The following is a 15608-nucleotide window of genomic DNA, read 5'->3' on the forward strand; positions in this document are numbered from 1 at the left end:
ATCAGTAAATCGAATAACTAAAACCATTAAACCCAAAATCTCTATGAGTAGCGAAGAGAGACAAGATATGGAGAACCAGGAGGAGTTGGACAACGAGTTGAACGGTACCCAACCAGAAGCCATGAGAAATGTTACTTACCTAAAAGGTATGTATCAGGATTGGTTTTTGGATTATGCGTCATATGTAATTCTAGAACGTGCTGTACCTTACGTGAACGATGGATTAAAACCAGTTCAGCGTAGGATTTTGCATGCCATGAAACAATTGGATGACGGACGTTACAACAAAGTGGCAAACATTATTGGTAATACCATGCAGTATCACCCTCATGGTGATGCATCTATCGGTGATGCCTTGGTTCAATTGGGACAAAAAGATTTATTGATCGATACTCAGGGAAACTGGGGAAATATACTTACAGGTGACTCTTCAGCAGCTCCTCGTTATATTGAGGCTCGCTTATCGAAGTTTGCCTTAGAGGTTTTGTTCAACCCGAAAACTACCAATTGGAAACTTTCTTACGATGGTAGAAACAAAGAACCTATTACGCTTCCTGTAAAATTCCCATTGCTGTTGGCTCAAGGAGTAGAGGGGATTGCTGTAGGATTGGCTTCAAAAATTTTACCGCATAACTTTAATGAACTAATTGATGCTTGTATTGCTTATTTGAAAGAAGAGGAATTCGAGCTTTATCCTGATTTCCCGACTGCAGGAATGGTAGAGGTTAGCCGTTACAATGACGGATTAAGAGGGGGAGCCGTTAAAGTTCGTGCGAGAATTGAAAAAGTTGATAACAAGACTTTAAAAATATCTGAAATCCCTTATGGAAAAACAACATCTAGTCTTATTGAGTCAATTATTAAGGCCAATGATAAGGGAAAAATTAAGATTAAGAAGATTGATGACAATACAGCTGAAAATGTTGAGATCCTGATACATTTAGGAAATGGTATTTCTTCGGATAAAACCATTGATGCTCTTTACGCATTTACCGATTGTGAAACTTCGATTTCACCTAATGCATGTATTATTGAAGATGATAAGCCGAAGTTTATTGGCGTATCGGAAATTCTTAAACGATCTGCGGATAATACGGTTGCACTTCTGAAATTAGAACTTGAAATACGCAAGCGCGAGCTGGAAGAAGCGTGGCACTATGCATCTTTGGAAAGAATCTTTATTGAGAATAGAATTTATCGAGATATTGAGGAATGCGAAACTTGGGAGGGAATCATTGAAACCATTGATGAAGGATTAAAACCTTACACCCAGCATTTGATGCGCGCTGTTACTCAGGATGATATCATTCGTTTAACGGAGATTAAGATTAAGAGAATTTCTAAGTTTGATATCGATAAGGCAAAAGATTTTATCCAGTCTATCGAGGATGAGATCGAAGAAATTAAGGTTCATATTGCAAATATTATTCCTTTTACAATTCGTTATTTCCAAGCCATTAAAAAGAAGTATGGCAAAGGAAAAGAGAGAAAAACAGAAATCAGAAGCTTCGAGAATATTGTTGCAACAAAGGTGGTTGTTGCTAACCAGAAATTGTATATCAATCGCGAAGATGGTTTCATGGGAACCGGCTTGAAGAAAGATGAATATGTATGTGAATGCTCGGATATTGATGATGTAATTATATTCAGGAAAGATGGCACTTATTTCGTAACCAAAGTTTCTGAAAAATCATTCATTGGTAAAAATATCTTGCATATTGCTATTTTCCGTAAGAATGATAAAAGAACCATTTACAATGTAGCTTATCGTGATGGACGTGGTGGAATTTGCTATGTGAAGCGTTTCTCGGTTACAAGTATTACCCGTGATAAGGAGTATGATCTGACCAAGGGGACAGAAGGTTCAAGAATTCTTTATTTTACTGAAAATCCGAATGGAGAGGCGGAAATTATCCGAGTTGTTCTTAAGCCAAAACCAAGACTGAAAAAATTAAACTTCGAGTTTGATTTTGCCGAGTTGGCTGTAAAAGGACGTGCATCCATGGGAAATATTCTCTCCAGAAACGATGTGCATAAGATAACTTTAAAACATGAAGGTGTTTCAACACTTGGCGGTCGTAAAATTTGGTTCGATCCAGATGTGTTGCGTTTAAATACCGATCAGCGAGGTGATTTCTTGGGAGAATTTATTGGCGATGACAGAATATTGGTTGTAAGCAGACCAGCTTCTTTCCATTTTACCAGTTTCGATTTAAGCAATCATTATTCAGATGATATCAGTATTATTGAAAAATTTGATGCTGAGAAAGTATGGTCTGCTGTATTTTACGATGCAGATCAGGAATATTGGTATTTGAAGAGATTTACCATGGAAGGAAATGGTAAACCAACTGGTTTCGTTGGTGATAATCCAGAGAACAAATTGTTGATTCTAACGGATGAGAAACATCCTAGGTTTGAGATTTCGTTTGGAGGTAAAAATGAAGATAGACCAAGCGAAATTATAGAAGGAGAAGAGTTTATTGGAGTAAAATCATACAAGGCTAGAGGAAAGCGATTAAGCATTTACGAAATTTCCGATATTAAAGAAATTGAACCACTTCCACGAGAGAATGAAATACAGGAAGAAGAAGAGGAGGAACGTGATGCTATTGAAGAGGTTATAACCGAAGATGACAAAAATTAAATAGTAATAACACAGGTGTCATAGACACCTGTTTTTTTCTTATTGTTATGCGAATATTTTTAGTAGGATATATGGGGAGTGGAAAATCGCGTTGGGGTAAAATGATTGCCAATCATTACGGACTTCGTTTTATCGACTTGGATACTCATATTGAAGAACTTGAAGGAATGACAATTCCGGAAATATTTGCCAAATACAAGGAGGAAGGATTTCGAGAAAGAGAGAAAAGTGCATTACAGTCTATTGCTGAGATCGACAATCTGATTATAGCAACAGGAGGTGGGGCTCCTTGTTATGAGAATAACATGCAAGAAATGAATTCTTTGGGAGACACACTTTACATTGAGGGAACTCCTGAATTATTGCGCGATCGAATCACAAATTCGAAAACAGAACGCCCCCTTGTAAAAAACTTCACTCAAGAAGAATTGCTGGAATACATCCAGAATCACCTGAATTCAAGAAAACCTTTTTACGAGCAAGCAAAGTATAAAATTGAAACTGGAGATTTGCAGTTGGAAAATTTTATCCAAATTCTAGATCCAATTATAAATTCTCTAAATCAGTAAGTTTAAATTCATTTAGATTACCTAAGGTTTTATTGGCAATAATAAACTTTTTTAAATTCAACGCTCCTGATTCGGGAATGGCAAAACATTTCATATTCGCAGCCAAAGCCGATATAACGCCATTTAAAGAATCTTCGAATACCAGGCATTCATTTGGATTTACACCAAGCATTTTTGCGGTTGAAATGAAAATTTGTGGATGAGGTTTCCCATATTCTTCGTACTCTGCAGAATGAATAACTTCAAAATATTCTCGAATATTTAATTTGTCTAGTACAGTTTCAATAATTTTCATTTTCGATGAGGAAGCCAAACCTATTTTTAAGGGTGATTTCTTTAAGTCTTCCAATATTTTGTACACCCCGGTTAATGCTTCTCCTTTTTCCTCAACCAGATTAATTACGTTGTTTACGATGGCATCAACAACTTCAGATTTGCTTTTGTGATTCCAGCTTTGAATTTCCCACATGGTATCAACGACTTCATCAATCCTTTTTCCCATGAAAATTTCAAACATTTTTTTGCTTGTATTAATTCCCAATGAGTTGAATACCAAATTCTCACTCTCTTGCCAAAATGGTTCTGAGTCGATCAACAACCCATCCATATCAAAAATTACTGCTTTAATCATTTGGCAAAAATAGTGTTTTTTTATAGGATATTTTAAATCGATAGATTTTATCAAATTGTTAATAATTGTTAAATTGCTGACTCTCCAAGCATAAAGAAGTCGATTTTTTTAAATTTGTTAGGTACCAAATGAAAGTTTCTAAATATGGATATAGTTGTTGAGCATCTGACTAAAAGATATGGCCCGCAAAAAGCTGTAGACAATGTTTCTTTTCGTGTTAAAGCTGGAGAAGTATTGGGCTTTTTAGGACCGAATGGTGCAGGAAAGACAACCACGATGAAAGCAATTTCCTGTTATATTAATCCTGATGAGGGAGATGTTAAAGTGGGAGGTTATTCTATAAAAGAGCATCCTGAAATAATAAAGAAGAATATTGGTTATTTGCCTGAAAATAATCCTCTTTATCAGGATATGAATATTATTGATTTTTTAGAGTTTATTGCGAAAATTCATGGTATTCCTAAATACTTAATTCCCGAACGGATTTTAGATATGGTCCGAATTTGTGGACTTGAGGGAGAAAAGCACAAATTGATTAGTGAACTTTCCAAAGGATATCAGCAAAGAGTTGGTTTGGCCCAAGCTTTAATTCACGATCCTGAAATTTTGATACTTGATGAGCCAACTACAGGATTAGATCCAAACCAGATTGTTGAAATTAGAGAGCTAATAAAAAGAATTGGGAAGGAAAAAACAGTAATCTTAAGTTCTCATATTCTTGCAGAAGTGGAAGCCACTTGCGATCGAATCTTGATTATCAACAATGGTAGAATTGTTGTTGATGGTACTGCCGAGGAATTAAGAAAACAGGCTGCAGGGAATGAAATTTTGAAATTGGGCATTCAAGGTGGTGACGTAAATGATATTTTCGAAAATTTGTTGAATTTAGATACTATTGATTCTGTGGATTTTATTGATATCGATAAACAATTGTTCGAGGTACAATCATTGAAGGAGGAAACTTCGGTGAAGGCTATTTTTGATTTATGTGTTCAAAACAACTATTATATTTCGGAATTAACACCAACCGAGAAAAAACTGGAAGATATTTTCCGACAACTAACTCTTCATTAATAGATTTATGAAGCAAATATTTCACATTGCATATCGGGAGCTAAATTCCTTTTTTGATTCGCTTACAGCTTATGTATTAATAGCAATATTTCTTGGCTTTAGCGGATTTTTCACATGGATTTACGGTGCTGATGTATTCTTTTTAGGGCAGGCTAGTCTTGATACTTTTTTTACTGTTGCCTACTGGAGCTTGTTTATTTTTATTCCGGCATTAACGATGAGATCTATTGCGGGAGAATTAAAGGCAGGTACTTTGGAGTTATTGCTTACCAAGCCTGTGAGTGATTGGCAATTAATCTTAGGAAAATTCTTGTCAACATTTTTATTAATAGGAATTGCTTTAACGCCAACATTGTTCTATTATTTCACATTGTGGGGCATTGGTCCTGTCGATCACTCGGCCATTATTTTAGGATATTTAGGATTACTCTTGATGAGTATGGTTTATATAAGCATTGGATTGTTAACCAGTTGCCTGTTTTCGAATCCTATTGTAGCTTCTTTAACGGCATTGTCTATCGGGATTTTTTTTCATATCATTTTTGATGTCTTGGCTGCGAATTTTGTTGGGTTTACAGGAAGTGTGTTTAGTTTTTTGAGTTTATCTACACATTTTGAGTCAATTACTCGTGGTGTTGTTGATACAAAAGATCTAATCTATTTCTTTTCAATTTCATTCTTTTGTTTGTATTCGTCTAAAATGATTCTTTCAAGTAGAAACCTTCAAGTATAATGTATTAGATACTAAATATGATAAAAAGAAGAAAAGTTATATATAATATTTTAATGGTAGCAGGCTTGTTGATTGTGTTGAATTCACTTTCATCGATGTTTTTTCTTAGAGCCGATTTTACCGAAGATAAAAGGTATACCTTGGATCGTTCTACAAAACGTATCCTAAAAGAGGTAAATGAGCCGATCATTATCACTTTGTATATTTCTGAGGATTTACCAACAGATGTTAATAGAACAGTTAAGGATTTGAAAAACTTATTAACGGAGTACAGTCATTATAGCAATAGAAAAATCGATTTTGAATATATTAATCCGAATAAGAACCAAGGACTTGAACAAGAAGCTATAGAAGCTGGAATCCACCCTGTGCCATTGGAAGTAAGAGAAAAAGATCAGTTAACGGTGCAAAGGGTCTTTTGGGCATGGTAATTCAGGTAGGCAATGAGTTTGAAGCAATTCCATTAATTAAACCTGGAATTGCGATGGAATATACTTTATCAACTTTAATCAAAAGGTTAACCATTAAAGATAAACCTCAGATTGGTTATATCATGGGACATGGAGAACCTGAATTTGCTGCTATCGAACAAGTGTTGGATGAATTATCAATACTATATGATGTAAAACCTGTATATCTTCTTTCAGAACCCGATTTGGAAAAATATAAATGTTTGATGTTAATTGGTCCAACTGGAACGATTTCTCCAACTCAATTGGGAAGTCTTGATAATTACCTTGAAAAAGGAGGATCGTTGATGATTGCTATGGAACGTGTTCGGGGAATGTTGAATGATGGTATTGGTGTTACTGTAAACACAGGTTTGGAAAAATGGCTCGAAGATAAGGGCTTGTATGTTGAAGATTCTTTTATTGTTGATAAAAAATGTGGTACTGTAACCGTCCAACAACAAGGATTTTTCTCATTTCCACAGCAAATCAATTTTCCATTTCTACCTGTGATTTCTCAATTTACAAATCATAGTATTACAGATGGTATTGAAACTCTGATTTTGCAATTTGCAAGTCCGATAAAGTATGTAGGAGATACTTTAATGAATTATCAACCATTGGCTTATACTTCAAAAATATCAGGAAAACTAAAAGCGCCAATAAGCTTTAATATTGGTAGAAATTGGAGAGCACAAGACTTTCTTTATCCTGATTTAGTTGTAGCGGCAGCTTTATCAGGACCAATGGGCGGAGAAGAAGATGCCAAGATTTGTTTAATTGGCGATGGTAATTTTATTGTAAATGGATTTGGTGCAAATAAAATTCCGATTCAAAAAGATAACATTAATCTTTTTGCCAATGCGATTGATTGGCTCTCAGATGACTCAGGCTTAATGAGCTTAAGAACAAAAGGAGTTTTGTCGCGACCGTTGAAAGAAATTTCTGATGGAAAAGTATTCATGATCAAGTACTTTAACTTTTTAATCCCAGTAGTGCTTTTAATTGCATATGGAGTAATAAGATTTAAACGAAGAAGCAATAGACGAAGCAAAAGGATGCGACCTGGATTTATAAAATAACGATGGAATTCTATTGTTCCCGGCTTCCGGAAAATCGGGGAAAGATTTTGCCGGAAGCTAATTAGCATATCAATGAATCGGGGAACAAATAAAAACTGTAAGTTTTTATTTATCGAAAGCAATTTAATTATATTAAAGTCACTAATCAAAAAAAATATTCAATTATGTATTGGCCTAGGGTTGAGATCGGATGTAAGTTTCAGTCTATTAGTATTATCCGATATTGTAGGATCTGTTAATTTAAATACGATTTAAATAATTCGATTAGCTATTTGTTTATAAATTAGTTGTATTTGTTTATAAAATACATAAAAAAAGCGAAGATATTTCTTCGCTTTTTTTATATAAAATATGTCTGTTTAACTCTTTCGTTTAATTCTTAATTTTTGTCCTACTTTAAGGCTTCCAGCATCATTAATATTATTCAATTTCATAATATCGTAGTTCGAAACACCAGGGAATTTCTTAGCAATTGTCCAGAAATTATCACCTCTACGTACGGTGTAGTATACGTATGAACCATCTTCTGTTTCAGTTGTACTTTTCGCAACGGTAGTTGTTGTGGTGCTTACACTTTTACCCAAAGTGGCTTGTTTTTGAGCATAGCTCATGCTGTTAAGGCTTCCATAATAATCAGCTTTTGATTTTGGAACATAAACTACCAGTTTTTGTCCTACTTTAATTAAGTTTCTTCTGATGTTGTTCCAGTAGCGTAGGTCTGAAGTTCTAATGTGAAACCATGAAGCGATTAATCCTACCGCATCTCCAGGTTTTACTTTGTAATATACTTTAGCCTTGTCTTTAGGTGCTACATGTGCAAATTTCTGATATCTGTCGCTTGGATTAACAACCTTATCTTTTTGACTGAAATAATAATCTTTCTTATATGCAAAAATAGAATCTTGATTATCAATGAATTTTGATGTTAATTTTAATGGAAGTTTAAGCGAATATGCTTTACCTCCCGGTAAAATATCAGCTCGATATTGTGGATTTAAATCCCTTAATTGCTCTTTAGGAATACTAATTACTTTCGAAACTTGATCGAAATGTAAAGTTTCATCAATCATTAATGTATCGCAGGCAATTGGGAAATTTGATTTTTTAGGATAAAGGTTGTGCTCTTTGTGGTAATTGAATGTGTAAATTGCCGCAATAAAAGCTGGAACATATCCTCTGGTTTCACGAGGTAATCGATAATAGATATCCCAATAATTTCTTTTCCCACCACTGCGTCTAATGGCTTTGTTTACATTTCCAGGACCACAATTGTACGCAGCAATTACCAAATGCCAATTGCCGTAAACTTTATACATGTCCTTTAAGTATTTTACCGCAGCATAACTTGATTTTACAGGATCTCTTCTTTCATCAACAAATGAGTTGATGTCTAATTTGTACATTCGTCCTGTTCCATACATAAATTGCCATAAACCACTGGCTCCTGCACGTGATAATGCTTTAGGGTTTAAAGCAGACTCAATAATTGGAAGGTATTTTAGTTCCTGAGGCAAACCTTCTTTATCTAAAATTTCTTCGAAAATTGGGAAATAATATTCTGATAATCCCATCATGTATTCAACTTGAGATCTTCTCTTTTCGGAATATAGTTTGATGTAATTCTTAACGATTTTATTGTAAGATAAATCGATTAAAGAAGGGATTTGTTGTAAACGCTGGATATAAACAGAATCGCTTAAAGTGACATTGGTATTTACTCTTTCCGAACTATAATTAGAATCTGTATTTTTGATGTACCAAAGATGCAATAAGCTATCCAGATTACTTGAAAAATTGGAGTTGATATCATCATCTAGATCATATCGAACATCAACATTATTCAATTTTAGAAATGCCAAAGTATCTGTTTCTGATACAGGTTCGCTCACTGCAATGTCAGTACTTACAGTATCAAGTTCAGATAGTGTATTTTCACTTGCGACTTTATCTTCTTTAATTGTTGTAGATGGCTTAATTGTACTGCATGCAAATGCAGTTCCCAATAAAATTAAGGGTATAAAAAAAATCTTTCTTCTCATTGTCTCTCTCTCGTCTAAAAAGTAATCTGGCATCTAAATCCAAGCGTATTGCCCGTAAAGGCTGAGTAGCTTACTGCAGGTTCTACCCGAAGTGTAAGTTCGTCGTTCACATTAAAATTCATCAAATGAGCGTCAACTGCCGCATCAATGATATTTAAAACGTAAACACCGGCTAAAATAATATAACTAAGATCTCTATCGTGTTTGAAAGAGTCTTTTTTATTCTGTAATTGGGTTTTAAACCACTTGTCGAACGATGCTTGTGAATTTTCAAAATCAAAACCTTTTGTATATAGTTCTTCGTAACTTTTACCCGTAGGTTCATCAGTTACTGCCTTTTCTGCTTCTGGAAGATTTTTCCAGTCTACATATAAAGAAAAATCTTGAAACCCGTTTTTATATTTTTTGAAGTTTTTTGTATTCCAGTTAATGGCGTAAATTGTAGCCCAATTCCTGCATAAAGGATAGGAATTTTCCAGTATTTTTTATTGTATGCCTGACCTAAACCGGGTAGCATAACCGAATACATTGTAGCCTTATGAGGAGAGTGTATTTTAACACTTGATTCCACCTGTACGGTATCTGCTGTAAATTTCTGAGCCTGAGTTTGAGTATTTCCTGCTAAGATAAAAACAAGCAACACCGCCACTGTAATTAAAAGTGGGCGTAAATTGTTCAATTTTAATTATTTTAGATGTTACTATTTACGAATTCATTTGGTCCATAACGGCTAAAATACGCTCTAAATCATCATCCGATTTAAAAGGGATTATGATTTTTCCTTTACCGTTATTGGTACGCTTTAAATCAACTTTAGTTTTAAAATGTTGCGAAAGATGGTCCTTTAATGACTCATACTCTTTAGGCAATGAAATTTTGGAAGGAGCTTTTTTCTCTTTATCTCCTTTGTTTAATTCACGAACCAATTCCTCCACTTTTCGCACTGAGAAATCATTCTCAACGGTAAGTTTAAAGATGTTAAGCTGAGATTTAGGATCATCCACATTTACAAGAGCTCTTGCGTGCCCCATTAAAAGCCTTTTCTCGCGAATTCCTTTTTGGATTTCAGCAGGTAGTTTAAGTAATCGTAAATAGTTGGATATGGTTGAGCGTTTTTTACCGACACGTTCGGATAAACTCTCCTGGGTTAGTTTAATTTCATCAATTAATCTTTGATAACTAATGGCAACTTCAATAGAATCAAGATCTTCACGTTGGATATTTTCGACCAAAGCCAATTCCAACATTTTGTCATCATCAGCAAGGCGAATATAAACAGGAACGCTATTCAAACCAGCAATTTTAGCGGCTCTAAATCGTCTTTCTCCAGCAATAAGCTGGTAAGAGTTATTATTGATTTTACGAACTGTTAGTGGCTGTACAATACCTAATTCTTTAATAGATTGGGCAAGTTCATTTAAAGCTTCCTCGTCAAACTTTGTTCTAGGTTGGTAAGGATTGGCTTCGATTTTCGAAATTTCAATTTCGTTGCTTATACTTTTTTCTGGTTTTACCTGTACTTCATCAACGTCCTCGATTAATGCACCTAATCCTCTTCCTAATGCGCTTTTTTTTGCCATGTTACTCTTTCAATATTATATTATTCGCTGATAATCTTTTCTTTATTACTCATTTTAGTCATGTTGTTGTTCTGCAACAATTCGCGAGCCAAATTTAAGTAATTAATTGCACCTGCCGAGTCTGCATCGTAAAGAATTGCAGGCTTTCCGTAACTTGGTGCTTCTCCAAGTTTAGTATTTCGTTGGATAATGGTTTCGAATACCATATCCTGAAAATGCTTTCTCACTTCGCTAACTACCTGGTTCGACAATCTTAAACGGCTATCGTACATGGTTAAAAGGAAACCTTCAATTTCCAATTCGGGATTTAAACGCGATTGAATGATTTTAATTGTGTTTAAAAGTTTACCAAGACCTTCCAATGCAAAATATTCACACTGAACAGGAATAATTACTGAATCAGCAGCAGTAAGTGCATTAACAGTAATTAAGCCCAACGAAGGCGAACAGTCGATCAATATAAAATCATAATCAGGACTAACCTTTTCTATAACTTTAGAAAGGATTTTTTCGCGATTTGATAAATTAAGCATTTCAATTTCAGCACCCACCAAATCAATGTGAGAAGGAATAATATCAAAGCCTTCAATATCACTTGTAAGAACTGCCTCTTTCGGATTAATTCCGTCGACTATACATTCATAAATACTATTCTCAATGGAACGAACATCATAACCTATTCCTGATGTTGAATTAGCCTGTGGATCAGCATCAATAATTAGTACCTTATATTCCAAAACGGCAAGGCTTGAAGCCAGGTTGATAGCCGTTGTGGTTTTTCCAACCCCTCCTTTTTGGTTCGCCAGAGCAATAATTTTAGCCATAAACAATTCTTATTATAAGGATTTAAATTAAATTTTTTGATGTAGTTCCAAAGATACAATTTTAAGCGATATTTAAAATTTTGAGTCACTCTAAAATACAAACAAGAGCTATTAAATTATCAACATATTACTTGAATGATCTAATAAAGGCCTTGTGAAGTCAACTATCTATGTGTTAGTTATTTTCATAATTGTATATTAGAGTTTAAATGATTTTAAACTTGTGCGAATAATTTAATACTTTCTTTAAGTAATTGTTCTTTTTCGATTGGTACAACTACTGGAATTTCGCATACAATACCGCCCGCTAAATTCGATATAGCTGCAATCTCTTTTGCATTCATACCAGCCGCTAAACATAGAGTTGCAACACTAATTACAGTATCTCCAGCTCCTGAAACATCTGCAATTTCACGAACAACAGCAGGAATGTGTTCATAGGTATTCTCATTGCTGATAAAAACACCAAGTTCTGAAAGAGTTATCAACAACTTGTTAATACCCATTTTATTCTGGAAATTTTTAGCTTCTGTAAATAATCCCTCTATATCTCCTTTTTCAAGTTTAAGATTTGATCCTTCAACAAACTCTTTAAAGTTAGGTTTGAATAGGGTTACGTTTTTATAATCTGAATAGTGACGCTTTTTAGGGTCAACCAGAATTGGTATGTTTTTGCCGTTGGCAAGAGATGTAATTTCTTCAATTAACTTTTTGGTGATTACTCCTTTGTCGTAATCTTCGAAAACAACAGCATGAATTTGGTGTTTGTCAATTAAACTTTTGATGTGATCGATAAATTCAATTTCAATCTCGTCAGCCAATTCGTGAGTATCTTCTTCATCTACACGAATAATGTGTTGATTATCGCTAATAAATCTAGTTTTAACTGTGGTTCTTCGATGATCGCTTACAACAATTCCATATTGTTCATCTTGAATATTAGTAAGAAGATTTAAGAACTCTTGCCCTTTCTCATCGTTGCCGATTACTGAGCAAAGAATAGGATTGGCTCCCATGGATTTGATATTCAGAGCAACATTGGCAGCTCCACCCAGACGACTTTCACGATTAACACAAGAAACAATTGGTACAGGAGCTTCTGGAGAGATACGTTCTACTTTGCCCCAAACATAGGCATCAACCATTACATCACCAATAATTAGCACATTATAATCAGAAAAACTGTCAAAAGTTTTTTCAAGTTCAATTTTGTTCACGATAATTCGATTTTCGAAGTTATTTGAGCAAAGATAAACAAATTCGTTTGTTGATAAACATTGCTGAAAATCCTTAGGCTTTTTTAACACTTAATTTCGATAAGTTATTACATAGGATCAACATCAAAATTGATTTGAATGCTTTTAAATTTTTCGATTTCTTTCAAGAAATTTGCTTGTTGATTTAGAATCCATTTGGCCTTTGCAGGTGAACTTTTCTTTTCAATTTTTAAAAGAATATTTACAATAAACGAATTTTGAATTCGATTTATAACTGGAGATTGTGGGCCAAATACTCTAATCCCAAAAATTTTGCGAAGTGATTTGGCAAAATAACTGGCAGCTTCGTTAACCAAACGTTGATTCTTGTGTTTCAAACTAATGTTGATTAAGCGGTAAAATGGAGGATAGATATATTCTTTACGTTCTGTAATCTGCGAAGAATACATCTCAAAATAGTCATTTTTAACTACGTTTTTAATAATTTCATGTTCAGGTGTGTAGGTTTGAATCAATACTTTTCCTCTTTTCTTTTTTCTACCCGCACGGCCAGAAACTTGTGCCATCATCTGAAAACTTCTTTCGTAAGCTCTAAAATCAGGATAATTGAGCATAGAATCCGCGTTTAAAATTCCTACCAAACCAACATTATCAAAATCCAAACCTTTCGAAACCATTTGTGTTCCAACCAAAATATCCAATTCTTGTTTTTCGAATTGATAAATTAGTTTTTCGTAGGCATTTTTTTTTCGGGTTGTATCCAAATCCATTCGACCAACTCTGGCTTCAGGAAAGTAGGAGAGAAGTTCTTCTTCAATTTTTTCGGTTCCAAATCCTCTATCTTCTAGCCCAGATGAGCCGCAATGCTCACAACTGTTTGGAGGTGTCATACCATGACCACAATAATGACAAACCAGCAAATTGTTATGGCGATGATAGGTAAGGCTTACTGAACAGTTTGGACAATGAGGAACCCAACCACAGGATTTGCATTCCAAATAAGGGGCATATCCTCTTCTGTTTTGAAATAAGATGATTTGTTCTTTGTTCTCCAAACTCTCCATCATGTGTGACATCAATTCCGGCGAAAAAATCGATTTCATCATTTTCTTTCTTCGAGCTTCTTTAATATCAGCTACTATGATTTCGGGCATTTCAATTTCCTGATGTCTTTGGAATAATTCCACCAAACCGTATTTCCCAGTTTGTGCATTGTAATAACTTTCTACTGCTGGAGTTGCGGTTCCCAAAAGGGTTTTTGCTCCATGTAAGTTGGCAAGATATAAAGCAGCATCTCTTGCATGGTATCTTGGTGAAGGATCAAATTGTTTGTAGGTGTTCTCATGTTCTTCATCAATAATAATTAATCCTAAATTACTGAAAGGAAGAAAAATAGAGGAACGAACGCCAAGGATTACCTGATAAGCATTATCTGAATGAGATTGCAGAATGTTGTTATAGATTTCGACGCGTTCTGAATCGTTGAATTTTGAATGGTAAACACCAACTTTATTGCCAAAAACCGCTTTTAAACGATTAATGATTTGAGTGGTTAATGCAATTTCAGGAAGTAAGTAAAGAACTTGTTTTCCAAGTTTTAATTGTTCTTCAATTAAATGAATATAGATTTCAGTTTTTCCACTTGAAGTAACACCATGCAAAAGCACGCAATTTTTGTGTTCGAAATTCTCTCGAATTTCATTTATTGCGATCTTTTGATGTGAATTTAATTCCTTTAATCCTGTTGTATTGATTGAGCTAAAGTCTAATCGATCTAATTTCTCGAAATAAAATTTTAAAATATTCTTATCTATCAAGGATTTCAGGATTGCTCTCGAGCCGTCAACTGATTTTAAGAGTTCGTTACTGCTTACTTTTACAGGTTTATCTTCAAAATAATGCTTGGAAAGATTTAGATAAGAATAAAGTAATTCTTGTTGTTTTTTTGCTCGTTTCAATCCATTCAATAATTCACCAATTTCCTCTTCTGTGAAATTTGAATGCAGACTAACAAATTCTTGTTTTTTCTCTTTGTATCCAGATGAAATGTGTTCTTCCACTGCCACAGCGCCTTTTTCTAACAGTGACTTTATTTGTGGAAGTGTATTTTTTAATCCTGTAGCCTGATTTAAACTGGCAATAGTAACATCTTTCGATTTGCTTAAAATGTTTAAGATTTGATCTTCAGTTTTACTAAGAGCTTTATCAGCAACAAATTCTTCGTTGAGGATAATTTTTGTTTGGCTCTCCAATTTTAAACCAGAAGGTATTGCAGCCTTGTACACATCGCCCAATACTGATTGATAGTATTGCGATATCCAATCCCAAAATTTTAATTGAAAATTATTAATTACCGGAAAGTCATCCAGACAAGATAGTATGTCTTTTACCTTATAATCGGTAGGGGCATTGTTGTGAAGTGTTTGTACAATGCCTGTGTACAGTTTTTTTGTACCTAAAGGAACAACTACCCTTTTCCCAATGGCCAATTGGTCTTTAAGCTCATCTGGAATAGAATAAGTGTAAACACCGGCCAATGGAAGTGGCAGTATAATATCTGCGAAATTTGGATTATTGTTCATTTTTGAGGCATTTTCCCCAAAGTTATTAGTTCTGATTGAAATCCCAAGGCAGGAATCTCAATCAGAAGAAATATATCTTGAACAAAAGCTGTCGCAAATTTTACTTATACCGATTTGCTTTTAAAATGTCGACTATTTTCGAATCTCTCAATATTCTCCTATAAAAGTCTATCGGCATTAA

At 34.4% G+C, this 15608-nt stretch carries 12 protein-coding genes and 1 pseudogene; 6 read left to right on the forward strand and 7 right to left on the reverse strand.

Annotated elements, in window-relative coordinates:
• The first annotated feature begins 43 nt into the window (after nt 1-43).
• Both JCM15579_RS05605 and JCM15579_RS05610 read left to right on the forward strand, forming a co-directional pair.
• Nucleotides 44-2647 (forward strand): DNA gyrase/topoisomerase IV subunit A, encoded by a 2604-nt coding sequence (locus tag JCM15579_RS05605; protein WP_054716943.1) that lies wholly within the window; start codon nt 44-46, stop codon nt 2645-2647.
• 47 nt (nt 2648-2694) lie between these two features.
• Nucleotides 2695-3216: a shikimate kinase gene (locus JCM15579_RS05610; protein WP_083464552.1), complete on the forward strand. Its 522-nt coding sequence runs from the start codon at nt 2695-2697 to the stop codon at nt 3214-3216.
• Here the strand turns inward: JCM15579_RS05610 and hxpB are convergent.
• The gene (gene hxpB, locus JCM15579_RS05615; protein WP_054716950.1) at nt 3194-3847 is read right to left on the reverse strand and encodes a hexitol phosphatase HxpB; all 654 of its coding nucleotides are present in this window, start codon (nt 3845-3847) and stop codon (nt 3194-3196) included. The genes JCM15579_RS05610 and hxpB overlap by 23 nt on opposite strands.
• Before the next feature lie 144 nt (nt 3848-3991).
• Here hxpB and JCM15579_RS05620 point away from each other — a divergent pair, with 144 nt between their 5' ends.
• From JCM15579_RS05620 to JCM15579_RS05635, 4 genes are read left to right on the forward strand one after another with little or no spacing between them, the layout of a single operon-like run.
• Nucleotides 3992-4921, forward strand: coding sequence for an ATP-binding cassette domain-containing protein (locus JCM15579_RS05620; protein WP_054716953.1), 930 nt, complete (start codon nt 3992-3994; stop codon nt 4919-4921).
• A gap of 7 nt (nt 4922-4928) precedes the next feature.
• On the forward strand, nt 4929-5654 hold the full coding sequence (locus JCM15579_RS05625; RefSeq protein ID WP_054716956.1) for an ABC transporter permease subunit: 726 nt from the start codon (nt 4929-4931) through the stop codon (nt 5652-5654).
• Between the two features lie 17 nt (nt 5655-5671).
• Nucleotides 5672-6085, forward strand: coding sequence for a GldG family protein (locus JCM15579_RS22415; RefSeq protein ID WP_054716958.1), 414 nt, complete (start codon nt 5672-5674; stop codon nt 6083-6085).
• Nucleotides 6079-7185, forward strand: a complete 1107-nt coding sequence (locus JCM15579_RS05635) for a Gldg family protein (protein WP_054716962.1) — start codon at nt 6079-6081, stop codon at nt 7183-7185. The genes JCM15579_RS22415 and JCM15579_RS05635 overlap by 7 nt, the downstream gene beginning before the upstream one ends.
• A 359-nt stretch (nt 7186-7544) precedes the next feature.
• Here JCM15579_RS05635 and JCM15579_RS05640 read toward each other — a convergent pair whose 3' ends face one another.
• From JCM15579_RS05640 to priA, 6 genes and pseudogenes are all read right to left on the reverse strand, one after another.
• The gene (locus JCM15579_RS05640; protein ID WP_083464557.1) at nt 7545-9224 is read right to left on the reverse strand and encodes a lytic transglycosylase domain-containing protein; all 1680 of its coding nucleotides are present in this window, start codon (nt 9222-9224) and stop codon (nt 7545-7547) included.
• Nucleotides 9225-9238: 14 nt separating this feature from the next.
• Nucleotides 9239-9753, reverse strand: a pseudogene (locus JCM15579_RS22240) (DUF5683 domain-containing protein).
• Nucleotides 9754-9928: 175 nt separating this feature from the next.
• Entirely contained in the window at nt 9929-10804 is an 876-nt protein-coding gene (locus JCM15579_RS05650) for a ParB/RepB/Spo0J family partition protein (protein ID WP_054716972.1), read from the reverse strand.
• Nucleotides 10805-10824: 20 nt separating this feature from the next.
• The gene (locus JCM15579_RS05655) at nt 10825-11628 is read right to left on the reverse strand and encodes a ParA family protein (protein ID WP_054716975.1); all 804 of its coding nucleotides are present in this window, start codon (nt 11626-11628) and stop codon (nt 10825-10827) included.
• A gap of 215 nt (nt 11629-11843) precedes the next feature.
• Nucleotides 11844-12845: a bifunctional heptose 7-phosphate kinase/heptose 1-phosphate adenyltransferase gene (locus tag JCM15579_RS05660; protein WP_218186065.1), complete on the reverse strand. Its 1002-nt coding sequence runs from the start codon at nt 12843-12845 to the stop codon at nt 11844-11846.
• 107 nt (nt 12846-12952) lie between these two features.
• Entirely contained in the window at nt 12953-15427 is a 2475-nt protein-coding gene (gene priA / locus JCM15579_RS05665) for a replication restart helicase PriA (protein ID WP_054716977.1), read from the reverse strand.
• Nucleotides 15428-15608 lie beyond the last annotated feature (181 nt).

The organism is Marinifilum fragile JCM 15579 (assembly GCF_001310955.1).
Lineage (GTDB): Bacteria > Bacteroidota > Bacteroidia > Bacteroidales > Marinifilaceae > Marinifilum > Marinifilum fragile.

What these genes read in the sequence shown, in the direction of transcription:
- JCM15579_RS05605 (WP_054716943.1), top strand. Translation starts at nt 44, where the DNA reads ATGAGTAGCGAAGAGAGACAAGATATGGAGAACCAGGAGGAGTTGGAC.
- JCM15579_RS05610 (WP_083464552.1), top strand. Translation starts at nt 2,695, where the DNA reads ATGCGAATATTTTTAGTAGGATATATGGGGAGTGGAAAATCGCGTTGG.
- hxpB (WP_054716950.1), bottom strand. Translation starts at nt 3,847, where the DNA reads ATGATTAAAGCAGTAATTTTTGATATGGATGGGTTGTTGATCGACTCA.
- JCM15579_RS05620 (WP_054716953.1), top strand. Translation starts at nt 3,992, where the DNA reads ATGGATATAGTTGTTGAGCATCTGACTAAAAGATATGGCCCGCAAAAA.
- JCM15579_RS05625 (WP_054716956.1), top strand. Translation starts at nt 4,929, where the DNA reads ATGAAGCAAATATTTCACATTGCATATCGGGAGCTAAATTCCTTTTTT.
- JCM15579_RS22415 (WP_054716958.1), top strand. Translation starts at nt 5,672, where the DNA reads ATGATAAAAAGAAGAAAAGTTATATATAATATTTTAATGGTAGCAGGC.
- JCM15579_RS05635 (WP_054716962.1), top strand. Translation starts at nt 6,079, where the DNA reads ATGGTAATTCAGGTAGGCAATGAGTTTGAAGCAATTCCATTAATTAAA.
- JCM15579_RS05640 (WP_083464557.1), bottom strand. Translation starts at nt 9,224, where the DNA reads ATGAGAAGAAAGATTTTTTTTATACCCTTAATTTTATTGGGAACTGCA.
- JCM15579_RS05650 (WP_054716972.1), bottom strand. Translation starts at nt 10,804, where the DNA reads ATGGCAAAAAAAAGCGCATTAGGAAGAGGATTAGGTGCATTAATCGAG.
- JCM15579_RS05655 (WP_054716975.1), bottom strand. Translation starts at nt 11,628, where the DNA reads ATGGCTAAAATTATTGCTCTGGCGAACCAAAAAGGAGGGGTTGGAAAA.
- priA (WP_054716977.1), bottom strand. Translation starts at nt 15,427, where the DNA reads ATGAACAATAATCCAAATTTCGCAGATATTATACTGCCACTTCCATTG.